The organism is Luteibacter anthropi (genome assembly GCF_011759365.1).
GTDB classification, from domain to species: domain Bacteria; phylum Pseudomonadota; class Gammaproteobacteria; order Xanthomonadales; family Rhodanobacteraceae; genus Luteibacter; species Luteibacter anthropi.
This window is the reverse complement of record NZ_JAARLZ010000004.1, coordinates 115,885-135,261: the sequence shown is the minus strand read 5'-3', so window position 1 is coordinate 135,261 and position 19,377 is coordinate 115,885. Positions and strand designations below refer to the sequence as shown.

The window sequence follows — 19,377 nt, the reverse complement described above, 5'->3', positions numbered from 1 at the left end:
GGGTAGCCTGTGGCACCACAGGCGGAGGGACTGGAATGCGTATTCTGATCGCGGACGATCATCGGCTCATCATCGACGGAGTGAAGATCAAGCTCCTCGAGCTGGGCGATCATGTCCAGTTCGTCGAAGCCGAATCGGTGGCGCAATTGCGTAGCCGGCTCGCGGAAAAACCACTCCCCGAACTGGCCCTGATCGACATGGCCATGCCCGGTGCCGATGGCATCGAGCACATCAGGCATGCCGTGGAGGCACTGCGGGAAACCGAGGATGAAAACGGCCTGAGTCGCAAGCGGCCCGTCGTCGTGCTTTCCGGCACGGAGGATTCCAACGCCATCCGCCATGTCCTCGATCTGGGCGTACAGGGCTATATTCCCAAGTCTTCGCCACCGGACGTGCTGCTCAACGCCGTGCGCCTCGTGCTGGGCGGCGGCATCTACGTACCGCCCGAAGCGATGAAGCCACCGGCTCCGTCGAACAACACCATGAGCTTCGCAACGGAAGGCAACGACAAGCTCGTCGCCAAGGAACGCCTGGCAACCATCCTGACGGACCGGCAGATCGACGTGCTCGGCCTGCTGGCCAAGGGCAAGCCGAACAAGCGCATCGCCACCGATCTGGGCATCAGCGAGGGCACGGTGAAGATCCACCTCGCCGCCATCTTCCGCGCACTGCACGTGCGCAACCGCCTGGAGGCGCTGGTCGCCGCGCAACACCTGATCGACTGACCGCGCGAATCCCGTGGCATGCCCGCTCCATAAGGCATACGCCAGAAGCACTAGGCCGCCCGGTTACGCCCCCTTGACTATCGCGCGGCATCTCGCGGTCCCCTACATTCGTCATGAGACCACGCGCCCCAAGGGCCGCTTTCATGATCGCGTCGCATTCCTTTCATGGCAGGACCGCGTCGCCCCATCGGCTTATCGTCCGCAAGGGCCTGCTGCCGATAACCCTGATCGCCCTCGCCCTGGTCGCCGCACTCATCTATCTGCACGCCGAGGCGATCTCGGCCGAGGCGCGCAACGTTGCCCGCATCCAGGCCATTCGCATTGCGGCGGCACTGCCGCGCAATGCAGGTGACGATGCACTTCGGGTGGCCATGGCCAGGACGCTGGCACGCAGTGTTCCCACGGGGCGTGCATCGCTGCGCAAGGACGACGGCAATACGCTGGTAGTGGACAGCGAACGCCGGCTATCGACGCGACATACCCTGACCGTACGATTGAATACCCCCTCCGGCGAACTGGAGACCGTCTCGGATGCGTCATCGCTGTACGAGCGTCGCGTGGCCGCCGGATTCATGGGCCTGTGGCTGGTGGCCGGCATTGTCTATACGCTGTTCCTCTGCCTGCGCAGCATCGAAAACGAGACGGCCGTAACGCTGCGAGCCATCCGCGTGAGAGTGGAACATGCGCTGCATCGTCGCCAGCCCGTGACGCGATATTCCGCCGAAGGCGAAGCCGAAGCGCTCGATGGCCTGCTGGCCGAACTCGACGACGTGCGCCACCGGCACGAGCTGGCCATGACCCATGCGATGCGGCTGCGCCTGCACGACATCGCGCGCAACACGCGCTTCATCGAGCAGCTGGGCGATCACTTCCGCCAGCCGCTGCATGCTCTCTCCCTCTTCGTGGCGGGCATGCAACCCGGTGACGACGTCCGCCAGCGCGCCGTGCAGTCGCAGATGCGTGGCAACCTCACGCGCCTGGGCGAGCTCCTGGACGGCATGCTCGATCTCGCCCGCTTCGACGCCGGCGCCGTCGAACCCGCGCCGGTACGCCTGCTGGCCGCCGACCTCTTCGTGCGGCAGCGCACCGTCACCGCCGGCGATGCCGGACGGCAAGGCGTCACGCTGCGCTGGCGTGGCGGCAGCACGGCATTGCACGGCGACCCCGCCCTGTTGGGCGAGCTGCTGCACCGCCTCCTGGTCAGTGCCATCGCCAGCACGCCGCACGGGCGCGTGCTCGTCGCCATCCGCCGGCGTGGCGACGACATCCGCCTGGAAGTCCGCGACAACGGCATGGGTTTCGAGCCCGACCAACTGGCCCGGCTGTTCGACGGACTCGCCCGCCTGCCCGGTCATCCGGGCCTTGGCCTCGGACTGGCCGTCGCGCGCCGCATCGTCGATACCCTGGGCGGCCGGATCGGTGCCCGCTCCATTCCCGGCCGGGGCACGCTGTACTGGGTGAAGCTGCCCGGTGCCGGGGCAGGCCTGCCCCGGGGCGTGCCGCCCGTCTCACGATTCACCACGCCCTGACGCCAGCCCCTGTCGTCGGCGAGCCGACCGGCGTATCTTTGTCGGGCTCCCTGTGGGGCCATCGAGGATGGGTTCGTGACAAGCGTCAACTGGTCGGAAACGGCGCCCATGGTGGCGTTCGTGGGTACCTTCGCGGCCGCCATCGGCCTGCCCGTCCCGGCCATGCCCACCCTCATCCTGGTGGGCAGCGGCCTGGCCACCGCGCACTCGCCGCTGCTGATCCTGTCCACCTTCATCGGTGCGCTGGCCGGCGCCTTCGCGGGCGATGCCGCGTGGTTCCTCACCGGCCGCCGCTTCGGCTACCGCGTGCTCGACGGCCTGTGCCGGATCTCCCTGTCACCGGATACCTGCGTACGTCGCGCCAGCGGTTTTTTCGAGAAACGTGGCGTCAAGCTGCTGCTGATCGCCCGCTTCGTGCCGGGCCTGTCGCTGGTCGCGATTCCCATCGCAGGTGCGGGCGATACGCGGTTCTCGCGTTTCACCTTTTACGACCTGCTGGGCGCCGCGCTCTGGATCGCCGTGGGTCTCGTCGTGGGACTGGTGTTCTACCGGCAGATCGATGCCGTACTCTCACTGCTGCGCCAGTTCGGTATCGGTCTGGCGGCCCTGGCCGTCGTCGGCCTGCTGGTCTGGATCGGCTTTCGCTTCGTCCGCCGCCAGTTGCTCATCATGAGCTTCCGACGCGCACGGATTTCCGTGGACGAACTGGTACTGCTGCTCGCCACGGACCCGGGCGCGCTCATCGTCGACGTGCGCTCCGCCGCCAGCCGCCGCACCGATCCCTACGTGATACCTGGCTCCCACCTGTTCGACTTCGCCTCCGCGGACGCCGCCCTGGCGACACTGCCCCGGAACAGCTCCGTGGTGGTCTACTGCTCGTGCCCCAACGAAGCCTCCGCCGCCAAGGTGGCCGAACGTCTCGTGAAACTGGGTTTTTCCAACGTCCATCCCCTCACGGGCGGCCTCGACGCCTGGCGTGCGGCCGGCCGGGACGTGCAGGCGATCGTCGCGACCACCTGAACAAACTCGCCTTCCGACTTGTGCCCCCCTCCCGCGCCGACTAAACTAGCCGGCTTCGTGCGCATGGGTCGTTAGCTCAGTCGGTAGAGCAGCGGACTTTTAATCCGTAGGTCGACGGTTCGAGTCCGTCACGACCCACCATTCGCGTCACGCGGTTGCTGTGTTGTATACCAGCGCCCTTCGACAGACCGTCCGCCATCGTCGTCAACGCGCCAGCAGTGCCTCGACCTGAGTACGTAGCGCGCCGATCTCTGCTTCCAAAGCGCCGAGGCGCTGATCGCTGTGCTGCCAGCCGGCAATCAGGTACGGTACCAGTCCGACATAATTCACGTTCTGCAAGAGAGGCATCTGCCGGCTCTCCTGATGTGGCGGCGTGTAATCAGATGGTTCCATGCCCGGTAGATATGGCGTCGTGTCCCCCACCCACACCATTTCTGTTTGCACCGCATCTTTCTCGCCATCCACGAGCAGTGGAAACTGAGCCTGCAGCTCATGAGCGAACAGTCCAACCAGCGGCCTGTCCGTCGCCGGCCGGCGGGTGTCGTTATACGTCAGGGGATTGAGGACACGCAGGCCGGCAGCAACCTCTGGCGCAGATAGCGAGCTGGCGTTTGCCTTGATCCGGTAATCGGAGTTCTGTGACAGCGTACCGGCAAAGAAGGCGTTTCCGTTGCTGTCGAAAATGTGGCTATTTGTTTTGCCCGCAATGTGAAAGCCGATGAGTGTGGTCGGGCTGCCGGCACCACCCTCGTATGCATGAATCGCCGCCAGGTGCTTGACGCCCCAGTGCGTCCACCTGATACCCATGTAATGACTGGACGGAGCCTGGCAGTCGATCTGTACGGCCGGCGTCAGATCCCCCGCCCATTCACCGTATGCACCTCCGATGCCATTGTCCGAATTGCCGTTGCTGACCCTGAATGCATATTCGAACTTGACGCCTGTCCGGCCGATACCGGAGCCGCCGCTGAACGTCGGATTGACCTTCGGCAATGCGCTGGTGATTCTCGCGTCATCACCGGCAGCCACCGTACCGGGTGTCGTACCAACAGTCAGGAATCTCGCATCGTCTCCGGCAGCCACCGTGCCAGCCGATGTACCGATGTTCCTCGTAGATACGTTGCCAAGTGCACCGAGTTTATTTTCGGCCAGGGCAAGTCGATTCGAAATACCTGATGTGGTCGAGCCATCGCCATCTATAGCATTGACAACCTCACCCACATCAAGATCCAGCTTTCTGAAAGCAGCCGTTACGCTGTCACCGCCGATGGGATCGAAGTTTATTCTCTGGATATTCATCGCCATATGGCCTCCTTAAATTGCGAATAGGAAAAGCAAGGAAATCCCCTCATCAGGCCCTTACGCTGGAACCCAGACTTTCCAATAAAATTGCTGCGAGAATGGATATTCCCGGGACTGCTCGCCTTGCCACTCAAGATGGCGGCATCGCCCATCCATGCCAGCGGCTACCGATCTGGTTTAGAAACGGATTTCTGCGAGACCGACCCGGCCTCCAGCAATGACACGCGCTGTGACAGCAGTGCATTCTGGGCTTTCAGAGCCTTGATACACTCGACGAAGAGTGCCGACAGACCCGCGTCGTTGACGCCAAGCACGTCATCGATCGGCTTGTCGTTCGTATCCCAACCGGACCCGAGGTTGTCGACGGCCGCAGGAAGCACCTGCTTGACGTCCTGCGCAAGCACGCCACACGTACGCGTGTATTGAGCGGGAACGGAGTTCCCCTCGGAATCGGTGGCGTTACCAAGCACCCGCTTCTCATAGGACTCATACCCGACGATCGCATCGATCTTGTCGAGGGGCTCGGTGAGAACGACCATGTGGCGCTTCAGCCGGGCATCCGACGTGCTCTGCCACGTTGTAGCCTGGGCAACGCCATTGTGCTGAAACATGAACGAGGCATTCGTTCCATCGAAATGCGAAGTGACCAGCCGCGAGTAGGTCGCGCCACCCGTGACATCCACGCATTGCAGACGCATGAAGATATTTCCGCTGACGTCGGCGATGGTGTTCTGGAAATAGTCGCTATATACCAGGCCACCGATATTTGCCGAGCCGGTCGTTCCAAAGGCAACCACACCCCCGAGCTTCGCGCTGATAGCACCCGTAATCGATCCACCGGATCGGGGCAACGCATTGTTAGCCGTCATCTGGGCAGCCCCCGCAGCAGCAGCGTTCGAGGCAAAACGGGAGTCGTCTCCTGCGGCGACAGAGCCTGCCACATCGCCGACCGCGAGAAACCGGGGATCGTCCCCGGCGGCGACTGTTCCGGCCACCGCCCCGACATTCCTGCGGGCCGCGTCGCCCAGTTCCCCAGCCACCGTTTCCAGTGCCGTCAACCGCGCCCCCACCTCGCCTGTAGGCAAGAATGCCGTACCCAGCGACTCGAAGTTCAGGTCAATCTTTCGAAACGCACGCGTGACGTCGTCCCCACCTTCGACGACAGGCCGAAAATTGATACGTGAAAACTCCATTCATACCTCCGCTGAGTATCCTTGGCTTCGGAACAATCAGAACTCGGCGCGGAAAAGAACGACGCCACTGCTATTCATCTGCGCCATCGCGCCACCGGAAGGCGTTCCATTGGGGCTGCCCGAGAAATCAATGAAACACTGGCGGTTATCCCCCGAGTACTGGGCGATGCTGGCGTTCGACATCGTATACGCCGCGACCTGGGCCATTTCACAACCGAATGTCGTGCTCTGCAGGATGCAATCGGGCGTACGTCGCATGGGAACTTCATACTGGTTGTAGAACCTGACATTCGTCGCCGAACCCCAGCGACCAATCATGTAAAGTTTGCTGGTGGTCGTATAACGACGGACAAGAGCTTCCTCGACGGACATGGGCCGGCGCTCGAATGGTGTCGCCGGAGCAGCCGGATCATCCACCTCCTCAACCTGTATCTGTGAAAGATCCAGGTACTGACCGGTCGTCCAGCTACCAACAGGAACCACGCCCCCGGTACTGTCATTGTTGAAAAGGTAGATACCAAGGAACAGGTTGCTATTGTCGCCTATCGTTTTCCCCACGATGCCGCCTACCGGGAACCTGACCGTATATCGGGCCCAGTTGGCGCTGATCGACAAGGACGTACTCTTGACGACCGAGGTCGATCCATTGCTTCCGAAGTTCTGCTGCAACGCTACGGCGATGGTTCGAGATGCATTCGACTTGGCCCAGAAGGATACGGCAACGTAGCGACCATTCAACGTAGCCACGTTTTCCATGTAATGGCCGACACGGATGATCCCTCCTGCACCACCAAGCGTGGCGAGCGATACAGGTTGAAGCCTGGCGAAGTAAGCCGGATCGCCGGGAACCTCCGTCTGGCCGGCCGGAAATGCCTGCGCAGACAGACTGACCGTGGAACTGCCGCTTCCGCTCGAGCCGGTATATGCCTGCCCGAGGAAGCGGTCGGGACCCCAGATAATGGTATTGGGGCCACCCGGCGCCGTCACGTTCAGGCCACCTTGCCAGAAGTCGAAGTTGCCATTGATGACCTTGTTGCGCCAGGCACCCATGTTGAACCGGGTGTCGTCGCCGGCTGCCACCGTACCAGCGCGATTGCCCACGTTCATGACGGATGCCTGTCCGAGACCCGCCACGATGGTTTCGACGTTACCCAGTCGTTTATCGATGGCGTTCTGATCAACAAGGGCATCGCCTAGCGCGCCAAAGTTCAGATCAAGCTTGCGCAGGGCTCCTGTCACATCGTCGCCGCCCATTTGCAATGGCACGAAATTGACCCTTGAGAAATCCATAATTAGCTTCCTGGATATAGGGGAATTGAATGATGTTGAACTGGCGTTTGAAAGACGCCATCGGGCACGCGTCGACCTTCCTCAATATCCAGTGACATCGACCAGAAGACTTGATCCCTTGAGAAAGGTTCCAAGGCCGGGTATGACCTGCTGGTTGAAGAAAAAGTACCCACTGAAGTTCATAATGCCCATGACAAGTCCTATGCCAAAACCCGGCGAGCGAAGCACGAAGCTACTCGTGGTGACAATGCCGTACTTCTGGTGCTCCACAGGCTCACCCACCTTGTATTCCTGCGAATGGCTCTTGCTCTGGACCAGGGCATACGCCTTTCCGGATGGCTCCGGCACGTGATTGACACGAGCATAGGGGCCATCCATATCGAATGAACCAACGAACGAACTCGCGATGCGCATGTACTGGAAAGCAGACGAGAAGCAAAGTTCTCCGCGCTCGTTCCATACTCTCAGTCCTGCACCATCTGCGTCGCTCGGGGCCTGTGGCTCGTCGAACACGTAGTAAGTAAAGGCCCCCCTGTACCAGAACTCAAACTGGTAAAGGTCGCCCCCAAGCGACGCCATATGGGAAAGGGTGGCGAGGTTAGAAGCACTCGACCAGTCGCCAAAGGGCGACGATGGCGCCGAGGATGAATCCGGACGAATGGCAATTACGGGGTTACGTACGCTCAAAGGAATCTGAATAACCCGGTCATATGCCATGTCGATCCCCATATATTGGGAGCCTCCCGTCGGCGTACCCTGGGCGGACGTCACATACCCTTTGTAACGAAGCGCCAGATTCTTCGACTGGGAATCAATAACGAGATTCCCAGTGTCATTGGAAACGATCCATCCTGCGCTCGACATCAATAGACCCCGTAGTACAAGTTACACGCAGATGTATTGAAGTACTTCTCGGAAGCCCAGCTGATCGTGGATCCGCTAATGGTTACCGCTGGCATGACGAACTCCACCTTTTGAAGAACAATCGCAAACCATGGCCTCCCGGAGAGAAGCCGATCATCGTTGAAAGATCCGCTATCACCGTCGCCACCTTTGGTCTGAATCATCCCGAGAACACGGGTAAGACTGTCGCTGACATCAAGGGTGGAACTTCCATTCCTGTCCCAGACCTGCAATCCCTGTGGCATCTTGCTATCTCCGTGGATCTTATGGAATATCGCTACTTAATCTGCTTTTGATCGATTCTTTCGCAAATTACGGATTCGATATCTGCAATTCGTGCGACGGCACTTTTCAGATCACGACGTAGCTCTTCGATGGCAAGTGCGTTGTCCATGCTTGCTTCCAGGGCCATACCCTTGGCATCGACTGCAAGACGCTTCACAGACTCCGATGCAACCATCTCGGTCTTGCCATCGACAAATACCGGAGTCGCGCAATAATCAACCTCAGTAACCCAGAACGGACATATATCCAATGCTTTCTGCGCTACCACGCCGGCCTGATGTTGTCCGCCGTCGATGAGGTCCCACTCGGAGAAAGCATTTGCAAGTGACAGAGCCATTCCGCGCTTCACATCACGTCGCCGTATATTCTTCTTCAGTCGCTCATCCGATGGCGTAACCGATCCGGTGGCCACGATGCTTCCATTGACCTGGATATTTCCACCATTGAACGTAAATCCCGTTGCGGTGAACTGCATCGCCCGGAACGTACTGTTAGCCGCATTTACCGAATCCAGGCTCATGACTGGGTTCATACGCATCAGAAGACGTCCGTCGCCTGACCGCGAGAGGTAGCTGAAGACCGCGCCGCCGACACCGAACATGCCAAAAGCATCGTTGGTGTCGTTGACGCCGTCGATGATGGGCTCGTCGATCACCCCGCTATTGAATGTGCGGAAGATATAGCCGCCTGCGCCCGTGCGAACATCAAGCTTACCCGCAGGAACGGCATCGCGTCCCACCATGACTGAGCCTGACACCACGCCGCCTGATCGTTGAAGCGCTCCATCCGCCACGGATCTGGCCTGGGCCGCACGATCCGCCAGATCCGAGAAGCGCCGGTCATCGCCCGCGGCCACAGTGCCCGCCCCGAGCCCCACGTTCCGGCTCGCTGCGTCTCCGAGTCCACCGATTATCCTTTCCAGACGAACAAAACGCTGACCGATCTCACCCTGGTCAGCCAGCGAATAGTTCAACTGGCTGAAATTGAGGTCAAGTTTCCGAAGTGCTCCGGTCACATCGTCCCCGCCATCCTTCATGGCGCCAAAATCTACCCTGCTGAATTCCATTACCAGATTCCCCCGATCGGATTCGTTATAGCTCGGCATCCGCAGTAAAGTGCATGCCGTAATTGATCTGGTTTGTGGACTTCATAGTGGAAGTCCAGGTGAAAGCCGAATCGGTCGCCGTGTAGATGGCGGCGGCGATGTCGGTTGCGGCACCGCCGTCGGAGATTTTTCCGGATGCACCAGATACGCTGGCATACAAGGTGATGGCAGGTGTCACACGCTTGGGTACCCTGAAGTACACGGGGCGGCTGAACGCCACCGCCGAAGCAAGTCCGGGCGTCCATTCATTCAGAAATCCGCCTGCCTGGGGCGTACCGGGACGCACGTCCATGCCATAGGACTTCTCGAAGTATCTCTGGCAAAGCTGGAGTTCCAGGGCCAGCGGGCGATTCTCGTACCCGGTATCCCCCTCACCGGCCTTCAGCTCCACATCGGCAAGGCAGACCACTCCACTCTGCTGTCCGGCATATCCCGATGTCGGGCCGAAGCTGCTACCTGCATCCAGCCAGATGTTCAGCTTCAGGAAATCGGTGTGATCGGCTCCGAGCACCTTCCCGCTGATCGAAGGCAGGTCGAAAGTCAATGAATACCTACGCCAGGTACCGTCAAGGCTCACCGACTGTCCTGCGACGCCGGAAGCCGCGGATCCACCAGCGCCGAAATACTGTTCCAGATTTACGCCAATGCGCTTTCCCGCAACGGAAGCCGATGCCAGGAACGATACGGTGACTGTTCGTCCCGCCAACGTACCCACGCCTTCAATGCATTGTTGAAAGACAGAATAGCTGTTACTTGCCTGAGTCGACGCGATGGTATGCCGGATTGCGTAGCGCGACGTCGACACGTCGAGTGACATGGGAATTCTTTCGCTGATGCAGGACAGGCCGACATTGCTGGCCAGCCAACGGTCAGCGGTGTAGCCCACAGAGAAGGGCCCCACGCCCCGCTGCCAGATGTCGAACGACGGATTGATGAGTACATTCCGGAATCCGCCCCACACAAGCCTGGGATCATCACCCGCCGCCACGGTACCGGCCACGGTCCCCGTATTCATGGCGGATACCGGTCCCAATGCCGAGGCAAGCGATCCGAAATTCAGATCCAGTTTTCGCAGGGCACCCGTGACGTCGTCGCCGCCCGTCTGGATCGGCTGGAAGCTGACACGTGAGAAGTTCATTGCAATATCCTCATAGGGCCGGCGGATGAGTCAGTGAAAGCACGGTCTGTGCTGGACGAGGCCCCCGAGCATCAAAGCTCAGCGTCGGCCGTCCAGTGAAAATAAGCGCCACCGGCACCAGGTGCGTTGTTCACGAACCATTCGAAGCCACTTTCACCGACCACCCTTATCCCCAGGCCAGTATTCGAACTATCACTTTGAGCTGCCTGGTTGACGGCTCCATCGACGGCAGAGTATCCCGTGATGACGGGCGACTTCCGTTTCCTTACAGAAAAACCCTCCTTCATGATGATGGTCGTGCCATGCGAGATACCATTGCTGTCGATGCAAACGCGCCCCTGCCATTCGATCGCCCCCGGCTTCGTTTCCAGGTTGTAGCTCTTCTCGTAATAACGCTGGCATAAGGCCAGTTCAGCCGCGCGATCCCGACGCTCGAAGACCGTATCCACGGTGCCGGGCTTCACCTCCACATCGCTGATATAGACAGTCGCACTCTGCTGGCCAATGGATCCCGACCGCATGGCAAAAGAAGGACCCGCATCCAACCAGAAGATCAATTCCAGGAAATCGCTTCCCGATGCCCCGATGAGCCTGCCCGATAGCGATGGAAGATCGAAGTGCAGTGTGTATCGACGCAGGCTCCCGGAAAGGGCGATTGACTGCCCCGGAAGTTGCACGACCGCGGAGCCGCCGGGCCCCATGTTCTGCTCCAGGTTGACACCGATGCGCTTGCCATCCAAGGAAGCCGATGCAAGGAACGACACAGTCACCGTGCTCCCGGCAAGCGTGACCACATCCTCGATACGTTGCTGTAGCGCGGAAAAACTGCCATCGCCGGGTACAGATGCCACTGAACACCTTACGGCATTACGTGACGACGAGGCCCCTGCCACTAGTGGGAATCGATCCACGACACAGGTATTTCCCGCGCTGGTGGTAAGCCAGCGGTCAGCGGTATAACCGTTCGTAAACGGCCCCGGCCCGCGTTGCCACACGTCGAATGATGCATTGAGTATCTTGTTGCGCCAGATATCCCTGGTCAACCGGTCATCGTTTCCCGCCGCAACGCTACCTTCGACCGTACCGACGTTCATGCCTGCAGCGTTGCCGAGGGACTGCCCGAGATCGCCGAAGTTGAGATCTAGCTTTCGGAGGGCACCGGTGACGTCGTCACCGCCGATGGAAACCGGAACGAAGCTCACTCTGGAGAATTGCATCGTCAGCCCGCCGATTGGCCGGGTACAGCCGGCCATGCAGGGTTTGCCACGCTTGTATCCGCCCTGTTCAACTGGACGCGATAGGCCTTCCATCCATTGAGCGCGTTGGCTTCTTCCTGTGTGGCAACGCCAAGGTCGGTTGCATCCTGCAGCGGAGCGATGGCCTCGGCAGCGCTACGGAGCAGGTCACGCTGGCGTCCTATATTGAACGACAGGATTTCTTCCGGAGAAAGGGCAGGTACGGGATCGGGAACGTGGCCCTGATCGAGCCATGCCTGGAACAGATCAGATTGATAAGTACCGGTACGAGGTACGAATGCACCGGTCTCAGTGTCATGCACATAGCCGGGATTGGATGTCAGCTGGTAACGAGCCATTTCATAACTCCGCGTCTGCCGTCCAGCTGCCCTGGACGTAAATGGATTTGATGGTGTTGAACCCGCCCGGAGGAAATATCGTCGTGCACGAGAACTCGCTTTCCGTCACGATGAAGGGCGCCGTCTGACCTGCCTGCCACCCTGTCCCGGAAAGAATCACCCAGTTGTTGCCGGACGACGGAACGGTCGATGATCCCCAGAACGTCAGCGCTGGCGGTACCCGCATGCGGACACGCAAGGGTACGGAGGCCACCACGCCGGTATCGGCATACACCATGTTTGCTCTGGGCTGTGCCGAGATCGTACTGACGGGGGGCTGGTCGATATCGAAACTCTTCTGGAAATAGCGCTCACACAGCTGCTGTTCGATCGCATAAGGCCTGCGCTCGAACGACGTCAGCTGGTCTCCCGTTTCAAGCTGGATCTGCGAAATACAGATGGTTGCCGACTGGTTTCCGACACCACCGGACCGCGCTGCAAAATCGCTTCCTGCATCCAGCCAGATGATCACCTGGAGGTTATCACCCGACCCTTCTGGTGCAGATAACGCCGGCACGTCGATCGTCGTCGCATAGCGGCTCCAGGTACCGACGGTAGAGGCAACGAACTTGCGTGAACCGATACCGGTGGTCACATTCCCTCCGTTGCTCTGCACCAGCTCGACACCGATGCCGGCCGGGCTGCTGACGTAGGCCCAGAACGACAAGGTTACTTTTCCACCTGCCAGCGTTGCTGCATCTTCGACGGCCTGTGCCAGCACGGCATAGGAACTCTGCGTACCCGCACTGGACACCGTCGCACGGAAGGCGTAACGGCCGCATCCTGGAAAGACAGGTGCCCACACGCCAAGCGGTACGCGCGCGACGTCTACCTTCGACTCTACCGTCCTTACGCGCCAGCGATCCGCCAGAAAACGCGATGAAGACGCTGGAACGGTACCCAACGATCCACGCTGCCAGAAATCGAAGTTTCCGTTGATTAGGCGGTTGCGATAGGCCGACATCGAGGTCGCCAGGCGATTCATCTTCGCCTCAAGCTGGATTTGCCTGGCACCGATCTCACCACTGTCGGAGAGTGCCGATTGCAGGTCGCCGAAGTTGAGATCGAGTTTTTTCAGGGCTGCCGTTACGTCATCTCCGCTACTGGCGATCGGACGAAAATCGACTCTGGAGAACTGCATGATTTACTCCATTTCACTATGCGAAAGGCGCCCTCAGAACCCCGATACATCCGCGAGAATGACCGATATGGGTGCACCGCCTCCCCGGGTGTTCACCCGGACATTGCCGGGCAGGTCAAGTGATCCGACGTTCTGGACAAGTGCAATATCCAGGCTTTGTCCCGATATGCGCATCGCGCATTGCGCAACGGTGCGAAAGGTAAAGCCGCCCCATACGCCATCGCCCGTGAGTACCTGATACTGGAACCCCGGATCGACAAAACATACCGCCGGCGTTCCGCCCGGCAATGCAAAGGACTGAACGGGACCGACACCACCCTGATCCGGAAAGATCAGGCCGGTGTTCGTATTGATCGAACCGATGACCCGCAGGTATCGCTGTGCCGCATCGAAGGCGAGCCGGGCGTCATCGGTGAAGACCTGCATGCCGAATCTCGCGCCGACGTCCTGCGGTGGCCCGAAAACCCAGTAATCGAAACTCGTCGACCCCTTGCCCAGGTAGTATTGGATCACGCCGGCGTCCACCCCCAGGACCGCGGCGAAGCCCGGGCTACGTATGAACACCATGGACGGGCCTGTATCAGGTACGTTTAACTGACCGTACCAGCCACCTGCATAGGTATTCGTTCCGATGTTCACCGTACCTTTTGCGATAAGAGCCAGATTGGGATAGTTCGCATCCAGAAGGATGCCGCCTGCATCGTTCAATACCTGATAGCCGACCGACATCAATAAGCTCCGTAGTAAACGAGGGTCGATCCGGTGAACGTGGTACCGAACCCGGTGTTGAACGACCAGGAAAGCGTCGCTCCGGAGAACGACACGGATCCCCCCATGGAGGCATTTCCAAACTGCCCGCTGCCCATTGACCTAGGCCACTGAGGCACCAACACAAAAGGCGTGCCTTCAATGCCGGGAATATCCATTCGTCCGACAGCGCCTTGCAGTTTCACGGATCCTAAAATGCGTCCTGTACGCGCCGTCGTATCCAGGACGACCTGCCCGCGCTCATCGAAAACCTGATATCCCGACGCCATATCACCCCCAGATACCCCAGCGAACACGCAAGGTGCCGTTCGCGTCGTAAACGCGCCCACCTGTACCGTCCAGCTCAACGCGCCCTGCGGCTGACGAACTGCGCAGGCTGATCTGTCCGCTCTTGTCCAGTTTCCATACCGGATTGCCGGTGCTGTCCACGGCCGTGGACTGGATGACATTGCCGATCATCGCGTTCGTGATCCAGCCGGTGCCAATCAGCGCCTGGTTGATGAAGGTTTGGCCATTCTGGATGACGAATGGAGAAACGGCCGATCCGCCGCCCGTGCTCGGCAAGACTGCAAAGCGATCCGCCATGACCAGGAACCGCGACTGGACGGGTCCGGTGCTGTTGTCGATACCCACCGCATAGCCGGCGGAGTAATACTGGCCGTCTGCGGTAATGGCCACCTTCGAGCTGAGCGTTGCCGATACCTTGCCATCCAGGCCGGCAGCCACATTGAACGCCTGTTGTGCCGTGGCCTGTGCCGTCCCTGCCTTGGCATCCACGGAGGTCACCTGGGACGCCAGCGCATTCTGACCATCGATGCGCGCCTGCGTTTCCACGGTAACTGCCGAACGGACATCGCCGATCTGGGCCTGCGTGGTCTCGATGCGGCGACCGAGAGCGTGGTCGTTATCGACCTGCGCGATCGTCTGCACATAAAAGCCTGCCGACGGAATGCGCGTCACGCTGCCAGCCGGCTCGCCGGTCATCTCGCCCGCGCCGATCGGGTTCACTTCGGCGTAAACGGAGTCCGTCTTCTCGGCGGTGGCTTTGACCACGCCATCCAGCTGCTCGACCTTGAGCGAAGTATCCGCCATGCCCAGCGCAAGGCCGGTAGCGGTCTGGACCGCCGCGCCAACATCCTGCCAGGTATGGGAATCCGTACCGGGTACGACGCCTCCGGATGGCACCGCCACCAGGGCACGGTACATCCGGCCATCCTTGCTGACCGCATCACCCACTGCATAAGCGTGAGTGGTGTCCCAGGGCGCCGGCGGCTTCACGAACGACTGCAGGTCAGCCACCGAGTCAATGGTGCTGCGCAGATCCTGGGCGAGCTGGTCCTTCTCGATCTGACCCGTGAGTACGTCGAGAATCGCACTCGCATCACTGCTGCTCTGGCCGTTGATCGCCCCTGTCTGTGGATACCACGGACCGATATTGCCGGCCTTGTCGACCAGACGACCCCAGAAGTACAACGATGTGCCGGCCATGAGGCCGTGAAGTTCCGTGCTGCTCGAAGGATACGCATAGTCACCAAGGTGATATGGCACGACGGCAGGGTTATCTGCGTCCGGGCGCTGCGGCGTGGTGCTTGCCCAGATTTCCGTACGCTGCGTATCGGTGGCGCCTTCCGGGAACGTCCACTTGATGCCGATACCGAAGACCAGGCTCTGGCAGCTCAAGCTGGTCATGGCCGGCGGCGCGCCCGTTTTGCCGGTGATCGCCGTGGGGGCACTCATCGCCGCCAGCGACGGTGTATTTGCCGCGTTGTATGCCGTCACCCGCGCAACGTAGGTACCGGTATAGACACCCACCACATCGATCGAGGTAGTCGCTACCGTACCCGCCGGAATCCAGGCGCCGTTGTCTTTCTGCCATTCGACCTTGTAACTGGCCGCATCCTTGGCCGCGTCCCACTCGATGGTCATCACGTTGTTTGCAATGCCCTGTTCCACCACCACGTGGCCGCCGATGCGGACGTTGGAGGGAGGTACCTGTGCGCCTACGGGTAGTTTGCTGATCGGGGGCACCTGGATCTGTGCACCCTTGTCGATCGACTCGAACTTGCTGGCGTTATGCTGGACAGCATTGATCGTGAAGCGGATCTCATTCTGGCCGGTATCTTCGCTAACGCTCAGGATGCGATAGGTCTGCGTCTGCAGGGTGGCACTTTCCACCGTCCATACCGATTCCGCGACCGGTGCATCGGTAAACGGCTGACTCACGGTGAAGACGAGGCCGTCGATGCCGGTGATCGTACGCGTTTCGGCCATACCACCAGGCAGATGCACCGTCAGGGTGTCGCCAACCACCGCTTCGCCGGGAGCCTTGTCCAGGGTAACCGTGGTGGTCGTCGCCGCACTGAGACGACCGGCCTGTCGCATGCCCGCGCGATGCGGATCCTGCACGCGGATGATCTGGCCCGGCGCCGCGCGCAGGCCTTCCAGGCCCACGGCAAAGGTCACGGAGTCGGTTTCGTACTGGCTGGTACGCAGCGACCACAGCCCCCGTCGGTGGGCCTGGCCCTGGCTCGTGCAGCCGAAGGCAACGAACTCGGTCGGCTGGATACCGTATCGCGCGATGGCCGCATCGTCGGACACATACTCGACGCGCTGCCGGAAGTTGCTCTCCGGATCGTTCCATGTCACCAGGGCCGTGGTGAAGCGCGTCTTTCGCGGGCTGCTCTGGTAGGAAAAGTTGCCGTCGATGACGTTCGCGGCCGAGTACGTGTACACCGGATCCTGCGGCATGTCCGCAACGGTGGTAATCGCGCCGCCCATCCAGTAGCTGACGCCACTGAAGACGGAAGCCATGTCACCGATGAGGCGAAAGGCGTCCTCGCGGCTCTGAAGGTAGACAGAACACCGGAAGCGGGGCTCCTGCCCGCCCTTGCCATCCGGCACGAGCTGGTCGCAGTACTGCGAGATGCGCATCAACTCCCATTTGTCCACAAGCGACGCATCGATCAGGTCGCCCAGGCCGAAGCGGTTGTTCGACACCATGTCGTAGAGGATCCAGGCCGGATTATCGGTCCACGCGGCCTTGAATGAGCCATCCCACACGCCTGAATAAGTTCGCGTGGATGGATCGTAATTCGACGGCACACGAAGCAGGCGACCGAAGCAGACGTAGGAACGGACAGGAATATTCTGGAACTGGGACGCGTCACCGCTGATGGCGACATACGCGGTATTGGGATAGCGAAGCTTCGCATCGATGATTTCCGTCATCGATACGACCCGGGTTGTATCCGCCGTGGTCGCACTGTGTGCGTTCGCGGTCAGGCGACGCACGCGCACGTTCCATCCGGCGGTAGCCTGGGGAAGATCGACGCGATGCGTACGCTGGTAAGGTCCGCTGGACTTACCGTTGAAGGCACCGTTGATGACCGTCTGGTAAGCGCCGTTGTCGGTAGACACATCGATGGCGTACTGGATGAGATAGCCGTTGATGTCACCGTTCTTGGCGTTGTTCTTCTGTAGTGCATCGACCTGCAAGGTGATGGCCACGGCGGACAACTGCGTATTGTTGACGGCGCGCACCCATGGCGACTCGGACTTCAGCTCGGTGGATATGGAGATTTCGTTGTCCACCGAGCCATAGCCCGGGATATAACTCTGGTCCTGGGTACCTGCGCGTACCTGGACGGAGACACCCTTGAAGTTGAGGCTGCCGTCGGGATTCGCCACCGGCGTACCGTCGAGGCGTACCGATTGCAGGCCATTGACCAGGCCGCCGATTTCACCTTCCGACAGTGCGTCCTCGATCTGGAAATAAGAGATCGAACGCAGGGTGTCAGGCGCTTCGACAGGCGTGTGCGAGCTACCGCCGCCCTTGGCGCCGGTAATGCGAGGATCGATTCCCATGCGGATTCCATGAAAAGGCCCGCGAAAGCGGGCCGTGGTGATTGATCTGGGTCTGCAGGACGCGTCAGGCGGCGTCGTAGGGCGTCTGCTTGAGGTTGCCCGTGGCCGTGCCCAGCCCCACGTTGGAGGGCCGCGAGCTGTAATCCACCGCATCCATGCGCGCGGAGATCACCGTGCTGCCGATTTCCATCGGGCCACCGTACAACACGGGTACGCAGCCTCCCTGGGCTGTCGTGTTCACCGCTCCGTTGAAGAGGTAGCTGGCCTGGTTTTCGGGCTTGTCGGCCTTGGCCTGCAGCTTCGGCTGCGGGCTCAGCAGCTGCACGACACCACCGGCAGCCATGCCGATACCGGTCGCCTGCATGCTGGCGAACAGACCTTTGGCAAAGCCGGTCGAGCCCGGCAGGTAGATGCTTCCCACCACGGCCAGGGCGACCCCGACAATGGTCTGGAGCACACCGGCATTCTTTGCGCCTGCATGGACGGGAACGATACGGATCAAGCCACCGGCCGGCTCCCTGAGCTGATCGTAGGCCAGGTTCTCCGCCTGCTTGCCGCTACCCCGCCAGATGGCGAATTCCATGCCTCGCTCCCTGGCATTCATGAGATACGCGCGAAACCCGCCGAGGATCGAACACAACGCACGAATGGCCTCGGCCGGTGTATTGGTGTCCAGATGGAGCTTGAATTCCCGACCGAAGCGCCTTCGCGCCTCGCCGCTAAGTAAGACAGTGGTGGCTGTCATGGCTTCTCCAGTAAAGATGATCCGCTTTATCACAGGACCACCCATGCATTCATTCGGGTTCGTACAGCGATGTCTTCGCATTTCCCCGGGGCGTGCCCATACCGACGTTGGTCGGCCGGGAACTGTAATCCATCGCATCGATCCTTGCGGACATCACGGTGCTTCCGATCTCAAGTGGGCCGCCATACAACACCGGCACGCAGTTTCCCTGGGCGGTGACGTTGACGGCACCATTGAAGATGTAGCTGGGCTGGTTGCCGGATGACTCGATACTCTGGTTGAGCCTGGGAAGCGGCGTCAGCATCTGGACCACGCCACCCACCATCATGCCGATACCCGCGGACATCATCGCGCCACCGATACCGGAGCCGGCACCCATCGTCCAGCCGGAAATCAGCCCGCCGACGACAAAGAGCACGGCACCCGCGATCGTCTGCAGCACACCGCCATTCTTCGAGCCCAGATGCACCGGTGCGATGCGGATCGTATCGCCCGCGGGTTCACGCAGCTGTCCGTAGCCGATGTTCTCCGCCGTGCCACCCCGGCCTCGCCAGACGGCGAATTCGATGCCCCGTCCGCGGGCAGAGAACAAATAATCCCGGAAGCCCACAACCGTGGCGCACAATGCCCGAATGGCCTCGGCGGGAGTTCGCGTTTCCAGATGAAGCCTGAATTCGGCGCCGAACCGTTTTCGGGCCTCGCCGGTAAGCAGGACCGTCGTTGCTGTCATGTCTTT

16 protein-coding genes and 1 tRNA gene are annotated in these 19,377 nt (G+C 60.5%); 4 read left to right on the top strand and 13 right to left on the bottom strand.

Annotated features, from left to right (window positions below):
- The first annotated feature begins 35 nt into the window (after positions 1–35).
- The 4 genes from HBF25_RS08655 (at position 36) to HBF25_RS08640 (ending at position 3,415) form a co-directional block, all read left to right on the top strand.
- Positions 36–725 carry a LuxR C-terminal-related transcriptional regulator gene (locus HBF25_RS08655; RefSeq protein WP_166947467.1) on the top strand — a complete coding sequence of 230 codons (690 nt, stop codon included), beginning with the start codon at positions 36–38 and terminating at the stop codon, positions 723–725.
- Positions 726–868: 143 nt separating this feature from the next.
- Entirely contained in the window at positions 869–2,254 is a 1,386-nt protein-coding gene (locus HBF25_RS08650) for a sensor histidine kinase (RefSeq protein WP_166947466.1), read from the top strand.
- 75 nt (positions 2,255–2,329) lie between these two features.
- Positions 2,330–3,274, top strand: coding sequence for a DedA family protein/thiosulfate sulfurtransferase GlpE (locus HBF25_RS08645; protein WP_208392493.1), 945 nt, complete (start codon positions 2,330–2,332; stop codon positions 3,272–3,274).
- A gap of 65 nt (positions 3,275–3,339) precedes the next feature.
- Positions 3,340–3,415 (top strand) — tRNA-Lys (locus HBF25_RS08640).
- 63 nt (positions 3,416–3,478) lie between these two features.
- On the opposite strand, the gene HBF25_RS08635 is transcribed toward HBF25_RS08640, so the two are convergent.
- The 13 genes from HBF25_RS08635 to HBF25_RS08575 all read right to left on the bottom strand — a co-directional run bounded on the left by HBF25_RS08635 (position 3,479) and on the right by HBF25_RS08575 (position 19,371).
- A complete protein-coding gene (locus HBF25_RS08635; RefSeq protein ID WP_166947357.1) occupies positions 3,479–4,579 on the bottom strand; it encodes a hypothetical protein in 1,101 nt (366 codons plus the stop codon).
- A 161-nt stretch (positions 4,580–4,740) separates the two neighbouring features.
- The gene (locus HBF25_RS08630; RefSeq protein ID WP_166947465.1) at positions 4,741–5,769 is read right to left on the bottom strand and encodes a tail fiber domain-containing protein; all 1,029 of its coding nucleotides are present in this window, start codon (positions 5,767–5,769) and stop codon (positions 4,741–4,743) included.
- Positions 5,770–5,805: 36 nt separating this feature from the next.
- The gene (locus HBF25_RS08625) at positions 5,806–7,059 is read right to left on the bottom strand and encodes a hypothetical protein (protein ID WP_166947464.1); all 1,254 of its coding nucleotides are present in this window, start codon (positions 7,057–7,059) and stop codon (positions 5,806–5,808) included.
- Between the two features lie 81 nt (positions 7,060–7,140).
- Entirely contained in the window at positions 7,141–7,923 is a 783-nt protein-coding gene (locus tag HBF25_RS08620; RefSeq protein ID WP_166947463.1) for a hypothetical protein, read from the bottom strand.
- Positions 7,924–8,239: 316 nt separating this feature from the next.
- Entirely contained in the window at positions 8,240–9,313 is a 1,074-nt protein-coding gene (locus tag HBF25_RS08615; RefSeq protein ID WP_166947462.1) for a hypothetical protein, read from the bottom strand.
- Positions 9,314–9,338: 25 nt separating this feature from the next.
- Positions 9,339–10,490 carry a hypothetical protein gene (locus HBF25_RS08610; protein ID WP_166947461.1) on the bottom strand — a complete coding sequence of 384 codons (1,152 nt, stop codon included), beginning with the start codon at positions 10,488–10,490 and terminating at the stop codon, positions 9,339–9,341.
- 71 nt (positions 10,491–10,561) lie between these two features.
- Positions 10,562–11,692 (bottom strand): hypothetical protein, encoded by a 1,131-nt coding sequence (locus HBF25_RS08605; RefSeq protein ID WP_166947460.1) that lies wholly within the window; start codon positions 11,690–11,692, stop codon positions 10,562–10,564.
- Between the two features lie 17 nt (positions 11,693–11,709).
- Entirely contained in the window at positions 11,710–12,084 is a 375-nt protein-coding gene (locus HBF25_RS22395; protein WP_166947459.1) for a tail fiber assembly protein, read from the bottom strand.
- A 1-nt stretch (position 12,085) separates the two neighbouring features.
- Positions 12,086–13,264 (bottom strand): hypothetical protein, encoded by a 1,179-nt coding sequence (locus HBF25_RS08595; RefSeq protein ID WP_166947458.1) that lies wholly within the window; start codon positions 13,262–13,264, stop codon positions 12,086–12,088.
- A 33-nt stretch (positions 13,265–13,297) separates the two neighbouring features.
- A complete protein-coding gene (locus HBF25_RS08590) occupies positions 13,298–13,993 on the bottom strand; it encodes a hypothetical protein (protein WP_166947457.1) in 696 nt (231 codons plus the stop codon).
- A 309-nt stretch (positions 13,994–14,302) separates the two neighbouring features.
- The gene (locus HBF25_RS08585) at positions 14,303–17,896 is read right to left on the bottom strand and encodes a TipJ family phage tail tip protein (protein ID WP_166947456.1); all 3,594 of its coding nucleotides are present in this window, start codon (positions 17,894–17,896) and stop codon (positions 14,303–14,305) included.
- 64 nt (positions 17,897–17,960) lie between these two features.
- Entirely contained in the window at positions 17,961–18,641 is a 681-nt protein-coding gene (locus tag HBF25_RS08580; protein WP_166947455.1) for a tail assembly protein, read from the bottom strand.
- 49 nt (positions 18,642–18,690) lie between these two features.
- Positions 18,691–19,371 carry a tail assembly protein gene (locus HBF25_RS08575; protein ID WP_208392492.1) on the bottom strand — a complete coding sequence of 227 codons (681 nt, stop codon included), beginning with the start codon at positions 19,369–19,371 and terminating at the stop codon, positions 18,691–18,693.
- Positions 19,372–19,377 lie beyond the last annotated feature (6 nt).

Coding starts and splice junctions, on each gene's coding strand:
- HBF25_RS08625 (WP_166947464.1), bottom strand. CDS start 7,059: ATGGATTTCTCAAGGGTCAATTTCGTGCCATTGCAAATGGGCGGCGAC.
- HBF25_RS08650 (WP_166947466.1), top strand. CDS start 869: ATGATCGCGTCGCATTCCTTTCATGGCAGGACCGCGTCGCCCCATCGG.
- HBF25_RS08610 (WP_166947461.1), bottom strand. CDS start 10,490: ATGAACTTCTCACGTGTCAGCTTCCAGCCGATCCAGACGGGCGGCGAC.
- HBF25_RS08635 (WP_166947357.1), bottom strand. CDS start 4,579: ATGGCGATGAATATCCAGAGAATAAACTTCGATCCCATCGGCGGTGAC.
- HBF25_RS08575 (WP_208392492.1), bottom strand. CDS start 19,371: ATGACAGCAACGACGGTCCTGCTTACCGGCGAGGCCCGAAAACGGTTC.
- HBF25_RS08595 (WP_166947458.1), bottom strand. CDS start 13,264: ATGCAGTTCTCCAGAGTCGATTTTCGTCCGATCGCCAGTAGCGGAGAT.
- HBF25_RS08620 (WP_166947463.1), bottom strand. CDS start 7,923: ATGTCGAGCGCAGGATGGATCGTTTCCAATGACACTGGGAATCTCGTT.
- HBF25_RS08655 (WP_166947467.1), top strand. CDS start 36: ATGCGTATTCTGATCGCGGACGATCATCGGCTCATCATCGACGGAGTG.
- HBF25_RS08585 (WP_166947456.1), bottom strand. CDS start 17,896: ATGGGAATCGATCCTCGCATTACCGGCGCCAAGGGCGGCGGTAGCTCG.
- HBF25_RS08630 (WP_166947465.1), bottom strand. CDS start 5,769: ATGGAGTTTTCACGTATCAATTTTCGGCCTGTCGTCGAAGGTGGGGAC.
- HBF25_RS08580 (WP_166947455.1), bottom strand. CDS start 18,641: ATGACAGCCACCACTGTCTTACTTAGCGGCGAGGCGCGAAGGCGCTTC.
- HBF25_RS22395 (WP_166947459.1), bottom strand. CDS start 12,084: ATGGCTCGTTACCAGCTGACATCCAATCCCGGCTATGTGCATGACACT.
- HBF25_RS08590 (WP_166947457.1), bottom strand. CDS start 13,993: ATGTCGGTCGGCTATCAGGTATTGAACGATGCAGGCGGCATCCTTCTG.
- HBF25_RS08615 (WP_166947462.1), bottom strand. CDS start 9,313: ATGGAATTCAGCAGGGTAGATTTTGGCGCCATGAAGGATGGCGGGGAC.